Annotated in this window: 6 protein-coding genes; 4 read left to right on the top strand and 2 right to left on the bottom strand. The window is 32.4% G+C overall.

Annotated elements, in window-relative coordinates:
* Nucleotides 1-3: 3 nt before the first annotated feature.
* Nucleotides 4-351, bottom strand: coding sequence for a hypothetical protein (locus tag B2X73_RS09645; RefSeq protein WP_115001203.1), 348 nt, complete (start codon nt 349-351; stop codon nt 4-6).
* Between the two features lie 52 nt (nt 352-403).
* Nucleotides 404-904: a GbsR/MarR family transcriptional regulator gene (locus B2X73_RS09650; RefSeq protein ID WP_038335692.1), complete on the bottom strand. Its 501-nt coding sequence runs from the start codon at nt 902-904 to the stop codon at nt 404-406.
* Between the two features lie 173 nt (nt 905-1,077).
* On the opposite strand from B2X73_RS09650, the gene B2X73_RS09655 reads away from it, so the two are divergent.
* The 4 genes from B2X73_RS09655 to B2X73_RS09670 are packed head-to-tail and all read left to right on the top strand — an operon-like array spanning nt 1,078 to nt 5,468.
* Nucleotides 1,078-1,767: an ABC transporter ATP-binding protein gene (locus B2X73_RS09655; RefSeq protein WP_038335693.1), complete on the top strand. Its 690-nt coding sequence runs from the start codon at nt 1,078-1,080 to the stop codon at nt 1,765-1,767.
* Between the two features lie 57 nt (nt 1,768-1,824).
* Nucleotides 1,825-3,054 (top strand): ABC transporter permease, encoded by a 1,230-nt coding sequence (locus B2X73_RS09660; protein WP_038335694.1) that lies wholly within the window; start codon nt 1,825-1,827, stop codon nt 3,052-3,054.
* Nucleotides 3,054-4,310 carry an ABC transporter permease gene (locus B2X73_RS09665; RefSeq protein ID WP_038335695.1) on the top strand — a complete coding sequence of 419 codons (1,257 nt, stop codon included), beginning with the start codon at nt 3,054-3,056 and terminating at the stop codon, nt 4,308-4,310. Before B2X73_RS09660 ends, B2X73_RS09665 begins: the two co-directional genes overlap by 1 nt.
* A 24-nt stretch (nt 4,311-4,334) precedes the next feature.
* Entirely contained in the window at nt 4,335-5,468 is a 1,134-nt protein-coding gene (locus B2X73_RS09670; RefSeq protein WP_219034695.1) for an efflux RND transporter periplasmic adaptor subunit, read from the top strand.
* The last annotated feature ends 808 nt before the right edge of the window (nt 5,469-6,276 follow it).

Genomic DNA, 6,276 nt, shown 5'->3' on the forward strand with positions numbered 1-6,276 from the left:
TGTTTAAGTGTTTATTTTTTTGCTTTTTCTTGCGATATAAATAATTGATAAATTAATAAAATGTAATATTCCGAGGATTAATAATATAAATCCAATTTTGTAGGACAATGAAGAAAACATGATGGTAATGGAGTCAACTTGTTCCCAGTTTTGTAAACTTATTGCCGAAAAACCTAAATTGACCAAATAGTATCCAATCAATAAAAGATTATTAATCGATTGACAAACAGAATGATTATCGATTAAGTTTGTCAAGTACACAAAACCAATTTTATACACTTTCCAACCAATAAAAATGGTGATGTAGAAAGTAATAATCAGATAAATGATATACGAAATAATATTATACATATTGAATTTTCAATAATTTTTGAAATTTGTGATTCAAAAAAATACGAATTGATTATTTTATCAAATTCGTGATTTTTCCTACCAACCAATGCTCATCAGATTTGATAGCAAGGTCCATTATATTATTGATTTTTGTCGAAACAGAAGATAAATCTTGTAATAATTTTGCAAATTCTTTTGCATCATCAGATTGATCGTCGATGTTTTTTAATGATTCTAAAAAATCAATTACCGGCTCTATTTCACGCTTTCTGCGTTCTTTTGTAATTTGTTTGAATAAATACCAAACATCTTTATCGGCAACAAAATATTCTTTACGTTCTCCTTTTATCAATTCTTTTCTTACAATTCCCCAATCCATCAAAGCACGCAAATTCATATTTGCATTTCCGCGAGAAATTTGTAATTCCTCCATAATTTGATCTGTAGAAATAGGTTCATTATACGTTAATAATAATGCATGAACTTGTGCCATAGTACGATTTATTCCCCAGTTAACAGCGAAAGTTCCCCAAGTTTGAACAAATTTTTCTTTTGATTCTTCTAATTTCATTGCAATTATTATTTACACAAATATATATAAATTTCTATACTTTCAAAAATTATTGAAAATTAATTTTGAAAAATATTTTAGCGCTATTTATAAGATAAATCTTAAACTTGCTTGTAACATTTTTCTTATAATTTCGACTTATCTGTTATCTTTATTGAAATTTACAACAATCTATGATATCTATTCGAGATTTAAATAAATCCTACATAATGGGAAAAAACAAACTTCACGTACTCAAAGGAATTAACCTTGAGATTACGGAAGGCGAATTTGTTGCGATTATGGGATCTTCGGGTTCGGGGAAATCAACTTTATTGAATATCATTGGAATGTTGGACGAGCATGATACAGGTATTTATGAATTGGACGGTGTTAGAATTGAGAAGTTAAACGAAACTAAAGCGGCTAATTATCGAAACAAATTTTTAGGATTTATTTTTCAATCTTATAATTTAATTAGTTTCAAAAATGTATTAGAAAATGTAGCGTTACCGTTGTATTATCAAAAAGTAAAACGATCGGATCGAAATAAAATAGCGCTTAGTTATCTGGAAAGAGTGGGGTTGGAGCCTTGGGCTACTCATATGCCAAATGAACTTTCGGGTGGACAAAAACAACGTGTTGCAATTGCGCGTGCATTGGCTGCAAAACCAAAATTGTTATTGGCGGATGAGCCTACAGGAGCGCTGGATACAAAGACTTCGCAAGAAGTAATGCACCTGATTCAAGAAATTAATGACGAAGGTAAAACAATTGTAATGGTGACGCATGAAGATGATATTGCAAATATGTGTAAACGTATTGTTCGTCTTAAAGATGGTGTAATTGTAAGTGACGAAAAAGTAGAACAAGTAAGAGTTTAATGATTTTCGAATCTCAAACTTCGTAAATCATAAATCAAAGAATCTTAAATATAAAATATGTTTGATACAGACCGTTGGAGCGAAATATGGTCGTCCATTGCAAGTAATAAATTGCGTACAGCATTGTCGGGTTTGACAATCGCTTTGGCGCTTTTTGTGTTTATTACATTGTATGGATTGGGAAATGGTTTGCAGAACGGGTTTCAACAAGAATTTTTCAAAGCAAATTCATTAAATATTACCGTTAACGGAGGTACAACAACAGAACCTTACAATGGTTTCAAACAAGGACGTACAATTGAATTGGATGTAAAAGATTTTGATTTTATTAAACATTCTTTTCCAGATGAAATAAAATCGATTGTAAGTACAATTTCGAAAAGTGATACGATTAGAAATGAAGCTAATTCAGGAAGTTATTCAATTACTGGAGTTTATCCAGAATATGAATCAATGATTAATGAAAATGTAACGCTTGGTCGATTTATCAATAAAAAAGATATGGAGAATCAGTCCAAATCAATTGTTATTGGACGATTGGTTGCGCAAGATTTTTTTCCAAATCAGATTGCGATTGGTAAGTATTTGCAATTAGGTTCAAGTATGTATCAAGTGGTTGGTGTTTTCGAAAGTAAAGATGGTGGTGATAATGCCGAGCGTGCTTTGTATGCACCTTTTACAACGTTTAGAACGATTTATGCTACAGATAAAGTATCATCGATTATTGTAACACCAAAAGATGGAATGGCTTTGGCTGACATTTCTAAACTTGCAAATGCAATTGAATATAATATAAAAGGTCGACATAATGTTGCACCTTCTGATTATGGTGGAATTTGGGTGCGAAATGCGGCTGATGCAATGGAAGATACCAATCAATTTTTCTTGATTCTGACAATTATTGTATTTGTAATTGGTGGAGGAAGTTTGATTGCAGGAATCGTAAGTATCGGAAATATTATGGTGTTTAGTGTAAAAGAGCGTACCAAAGAAATTGGTATTCGAAAAGCTTTAGGCGCAACACCAGCCAATGTTTTGGGACTGATTTTACAAGAAGCAATTATGATTACAATTATTTTCGGAGCAATAGGAATTGCTTTAGCGGCACTTGTTGTAGAAAATATTGGAGATAGCTTAGAAGAATATTTTATTTATAATCCAGGTGTAGAAACTAATTCGTTGGTAATGGCTTGTATTATTTTATTTGTTGCAGGAACAGTTTCTGGATTAATTCCAGCTTTGAATGCAGCACGTATTAAACCTATTGATGCTTTAAGAGACGAATAATGAACTTTATAAAATTTGTTTTTGATCCAGATGCTTGGAGCGAAGTCTACGCGGCGATTCGCAAAAATAAATTGCGCACTATTTTGACAATGATTGGTGTTGCATGGGGAATGTTCTTATTTGTATTATTGTTAGGAGTAACACGCGGTTTGCAAAATGGTTTTGACCGTAATTTGGCAAATGCCGCAACCAATTCATTATTTGTTTGGGGAGGGACAACATCGATGCCATATCAAGGATTTCAAAAAGGTCGCACAATTGAATTGAAAATGAGTGATGTTCGTCAAATTCAGGCTCGTTTTCCTCAAATTTCGTTGTTAGCTCCTCGAAACTCGAAACCAAATTCAATATTAACTTACGGAACAAAATATAATTTTTACACGGTTAATGGAGATTATCCAGATCAAAACCGAATGTTTGGGAAAGATATTATTCAAGGTCGTTTTATCAATGAAGATGATATCAAAACTGAATCGAAAGTTTGTGTAATTGGAATTGAAGTTGCCGAACAATTTTTTGGTGATAAACCGAAACCTTTAGGGAAAGAAATCAGAATTAGCGATAGTTATTATACAATTGTCGGCGTTTACGACACACCTTCTTCGCCTGTAGAGAGTAAAGATCAAGTGTTTATTCCGTTTACAACATTTCAAAAAATATACAATCAAGGAGAAACGATTCAATATTTAAGTTTGAGTTTACCTAATAATTATGATATTGTAGCATTCGAAAAAGAATTAAAAACATATCTGAAACAAATTAAAAATATTTCGCCAGATGACGACCAGGGAATTGGTGGTTTTAATTTAGGTGAAATGCTTGGAAAGATTATGAAATTCGTAAAAGGAATGCAGTTCCTAGCGATTGTTGTAGGAGGAATGACATTATTTTCCGGGGTTATTGCGATTGCAAGTATTTTATTGATTACAGTTTCAGAACGAACAAAAGAATTTGGAATTCGAAGAGCATTAGGTGCAATTCCTGCTCAAATTCGAGGACAAATTTTGTTAGAATCAGTAGTTTTAACATTAATTGCAGGTTTAGGCGGAATTATTTTTGCAGCACTTTTACTAATGGTTCTCAACGAAATTATCATTCCATCAAATAAAAACATACCTTTATATAATGCGTCAATCGATTTGTTTACACTTTTTACAGCTTTAGCAGTGATGGTGATTATGGCAACTTTAGCGGGATTGATTCCTGCTCAACGTGCAATTCAAATCAAACCTATTGATGCTTTGAGAGATGAATAACTAAAACTTAACAGATATAGAAGAATGAAAAAATTTCTAAAGATTTTGATGATTGTCGTTTTTATCGGTGCTGTAATCGGTGTGATTGCATATTTCGGTAAAAAGAATAGCCAAGACAATGAAGTTTATGAAACGACAACGCCTTTTATGGGAAATATAGAGGTGAAAGCTGTTGCAACTGGTGAATTAAAACCGTTGGAAACAATTGAAATTAAGCCAAATATTTCGGGTGTTATAAAATCGATTAATGTTGCTGAAGGACAATATGTAGAGCGTGGTCAGTTGATTTGTGAACTGAAAGTTGTTCCAAATGTTCAGTCGTTAAATGCAGCTCGTCAGTCTATTCAAGCGGCTCAAATTACGGTCGATCAAGAACGTCGTAATTTCAATCGAACATCAACTTTATATAATCAAGGTGTTTTGCCTCGTGCAGATTATGACAATGCAAATGCGACATATAAGTCAGCTCAACAACAATTAAAAGCTGCCGAAAACGATTACAAAGTTGCGCAAACAGGTATTGCTCCCGGTTTGGAAGCTTATGCAACAACACGTATTACAGCAACTACTTCGGGAATGATTTTAGATATTCCTGTTGAGGTTGGGAATATGGTGCAAGAGATTAATAATTTCTCTACAGGTACTACTATTGCTACGATGGCTGATGTTAAGAAAATGATTTTCCAAGGAAAAGTTGACGAAGCTGAGGTTGGTAAATTAAAAGAAGGAATGAAAATTAATGTATCGATTGGTGCAATTCCGAACAAAACTTTTACAGCGATTCTTGATTTTATTTCGCCTCAAGGAGTTGCAACGAATGGAGTAGTTCAGTTCGAGATTAAAGCACCAGTTCAATTAGATTCAGATAACTTTATTCGTGCGGGATATTCTGCAAATGCTGAGGTTGTAACGCAGGAAGCAAAAAATGTATTGTTGGTAAAATCAGCGCATGTTCGTTACGACGAAAACCAAAAACCATATGTTGAGATTCTTACTTCTGGTAAAGGACAAGATGCAAAATACGAAAAGAAATACATCACTCTTGGAATTACAGACGGAGTGAATGTTCAAGTAAAATCTGGCTTGAAAAAAACAGATAAAATCAAAATTTGGAATACCGATTTGGAAAAAGATAAAAACGGTAACGGTCCACATTAATAAGATACAAAAGGAGAATAAAGCGTTCTCCTTTTTTTGATTCTGTCACTCCGATTTTATCAAAAAGCTTTTTTATAGAAACTTAATTATGATGTCATCAGCATCGTATCCATTATATTATTAACTATACTGAATAACTCATTCTCGCTTTGCGACAATTCCTCCCGAATAGTTAACTCAAAAGTATCCATTTTACTTTTCTTTTTGGTAAGAAAAGCAAAACGTCTAATCATTTTATGAAGTTAAAAGGCATTCTTGAGTAATTAACAAGTTTAATTTTCCTGTCGTTTCGAGCTTGTCGAGAAATCTATCCCGTTATAATTTAGTTTTTAAAAAGAGCTTTTCTCGTCAAAAATCTAATATCTCAGTTCTCATATCTAAACATTTCAAAAAATATTTTCCATTGTACCAATAACTTAAGGAAAGAATGTAAAATAAAAGTAAAGTATGTTTGGAAAAACGAATAATCCAGCCGTATATTTGCAATCCCAATACGAAAGACGAGTAGTATTGTAGTTGACATAAGGACTTATATAGCGACAAAAATTATTTAAAAATAAATTTGCGAGTTTAGAAATAAGCATTACCTTTGCAATCCGATTCCGAAAGGGGGGTTGGGAGTAAAAGTAAGAATTGACTTATTGAAATAAAAACTTTAAAATTTATCAAAATAAAATTTGTTAGTTAAAAAATAAGTATTACTTTTGCAACCGCAAATACTGAGAGGTTTTGCTAAGATGAGAAGTTCATTTGAAATTATAAAATATACAGAAGAAAAAAATAGCCGAATAAAACGAAGTCAATCCTT

This window comes from Empedobacter sp. UBA7252 (genome assembly GCF_002472765.1).
Classification (GTDB): domain Bacteria; phylum Bacteroidota; class Bacteroidia; order Flavobacteriales; family Weeksellaceae; genus Empedobacter; species Empedobacter falsenii_B.